Below are 2,890 nucleotides of genomic sequence, written 5' to 3' on the forward strand. Positions count from 1 at the left end.
CTGCTTGCCAATCGCTAAATCTGTCACGATTGCGGTAAAAATACAGTGAGGACTCAGCCAATACCCGTTCATATAGCCTTTCATCTTTTTGAAATTGGACTTCGCAGAAATACACAACTCCTGCACCTGCATTTTCCGGTGGAAGAAATACACCGTCAATTTCAAATTTGGGTTCTTTGACTGCTACTGAATCAAATCGATAGGTGGCTGCATTTGTTGGCGGATTTGTCAATAATTCAAATAAAAGAGTGGGATATTGTTGAAATAGTTTGTAAAAAATCGAGTCTCGCCGCATGAAAAATTCCCATTTTACTTAGAAACAACTACTACTAGAGACAGACAAACCACGAGGGTTAATATTTGGGACTTCAGCTACTAGAGATACATTACCGTTTTTATCGATAATCCAGCCTTGCGCCTCGACTATTTTAGGTGGGGAAGATGGCAGAATTTCATTAATCACATTACTATTTTGATCAGTATTTATTGCATCTAATGTTATCCATCGTGCTGTAGATACTTCACCTTGGAATGGTTCTATCGGACTGCGGGCAATTCCTCCCCGTCCTGTTACGGTGAAGGAACTACGTCTAGCGGAACTACCGGGGTTACAACTAGAGACAATTTGTTGTGACGCATCCGTTAAATTGTCAGGTAATTGTACCAAACCGCGACTAGGGTCTACATCAGGTGTATTAACTGTGACTGTACCTGTTAAGCCAAACTGAGAACTAGCATCAATATCATTGGTGTTATTTAGCGGTGTTGATGGGCGTTGTGCTAGACCAAAAATACTCTGAGCATTAATGTTAATATTGCCACCTTTTCCTTGAAAAGCATTGGCGACAATATCATTATTTTGATTGGAAGAAGCAATAACAAAGCCGTCAGGTGCGTCAATAGTGACGTTACCTCCACTAGCATTATTGAAAGCTTGGGCAGAAATCAGACTTTGATTTTGCAAGAATAACAATTCTACGTTTTCTAATTTGATATTTGCACCTTCACCAGCATTGGTTTCTGCGGTGAGTTTTCCTTGGTTTAGGCGAATTGTGTTGGCATTTGCAGTTAAGTTCCCCGCTGCACCTGTACCTGTGGCGCTGACGGTGATTTCTCCTCCCTCACGGACATTCAAAATTGGTGTGTTGACAAATAAACTTCCAGCTCTACCGCTTCCTTGAGCTTCGGAAAATAAGGTACTGGGTATTTCTTCAGCGCCAATGGTTCCAGTACCAATCACATCTACAGACTCGGTAGCATTGACAGTCAAAGTTCCGCCTGAACCATCACTAAATGAGCCAGCCCTGACTTCCCCCCCATTGCGAATTAGCAATTGTCTCACGTTTATATTGGCAATACCTCCCTGAGCGGAACCAAAGTTGTCTGCTGAGATTCTGGCTCCATTTTCAACAGTCAGGGTATTAGTGGTAATGTTTAACTCTCCAGCATCGCGGGTAGCTCCTGGTTCAGCGGAAACGAGAATGTTACTTCTGCTAGAATCATCCGCGATCGCAGCTGTTCCACTCACTAAAATAGAATCAGTAGCATTGATAGTTAAAACTCCCCCTTTTCCACCACTGCGTGCTGACGTGGAAATCTGCGCCCCACCCAAAACATTTAACTTTTGAGTGTTAATAATTAAATTGCCACCATCTCCTGTAGCACCCTCTTCAACTTGAGCAAATAAACCACTACCGATTAAATCATCTGGGGTTCTTCCGTTAACAGTTATAGACTCAGATGCTATAACTCTCAATTCCCCAGCATTACCTCCAGCAAAAGTAGCTGCTGAAATCTGTGCGCCTCCTTGAACTAGCAGATTTGCAGTCTCAATGGTTAATACTCCACCATTACCTGTAGCTCCTGATGCTACTGTGGCAAATAATCCACTGATTTTATTAAAAAAAGGTGAATACCCTGTAAGTTCAATAGAATCGAAAGCTTTGACCGATAAATTTATACCTCTACCTGTACCATAGGTAGCAGTTGAAACCTGTGCCCCTCCTTGCACAATTAAACGTGGAGTTTCAATTGTCAGAGTCTTTCCTTCACCTGTAACGTCCCTACTAACTTGATTAAAAATACCTGTTGGGAAAAAATCTTCTGTCGTCCCAATTAACTCTAATTGTTCTGAAGCGCGGATATTGAAATTAGCTGCTTGTCCATCAAAACTAGCTTGAGAACTCACTTGACTACCTTCAGTAATAGTAATGCCTCTTCCCTGCATCTGAATATCAGCACCAAGGAAATCGCTAGAACCAACAAAGGCTGCTTTAGAGAGGGTGATGTCTTGAAAATTTTGCACACCCTCATAACCGAAAACCCAACCTTTATCTGTAGGTGTAAGGTTGACAAAACTGTTACTGGAGACACTGCCTAACTCAATTCTTCCTCCTGGTGTTGTTAAAAAACCCTCATCTAAAGCTACTTCGCCACCAATCAGTGCTAAGGTTTTGGCTGAAGGTACTTGCAAACCAACAGGATTGTCAGATGGATCTAATGCGATCGCTTGATTAATAATTTTTCCTGGTACTTCTCCAAAACCTAAACCCACAGGCACATTGATAGTCAGTAGAGGGTTAATCTGCGTTGGTGTAGCTAAAAATTCTGAGTCATCAGCAAATTTAATTCTATTGGCTGTAGTCGCAATAAATGAGCCACCAACATTGAGAGTAGCGTTATAGCCAAAAACAATTCCATTCGGGTTTATTAAGAATAAGTTCGCTGTATCATTGGTACGGATTAATCCATCAATGATAGATTGAGATTGACCTGTAACACGGCTAATAATATTCTGTATATTTGCGGGGTTTTGAAAATGTGCAATGCCATTTGTAGGAATGGAAAATTCCTCAAAGCTATGAAATAGATTGTTGCCAACCGTCGTACC

2 protein-coding genes are annotated in these 2,890 nt (G+C 41.4%); both read right to left on the reverse strand.

The window, feature by feature from the left end:
- The coding region (locus tag RRG12_RS42515) for a DUF2887 domain-containing protein (RefSeq protein ID WP_420763244.1) at positions 1–295 on the reverse strand (295 nt) is incomplete at its 3' end.
- A gap of 18 nt (positions 296–313) precedes the next feature.
- Positions 314–2,890, reverse strand: a 2,577-nt coding sequence (locus RRG12_RS42520) for a filamentous hemagglutinin N-terminal domain-containing protein (RefSeq protein ID WP_420763245.1), incomplete at its 5' end; no start/stop codon positions are given.

Source organism: Nostoc sp. CALU 546 (assembly GCF_048836525.1).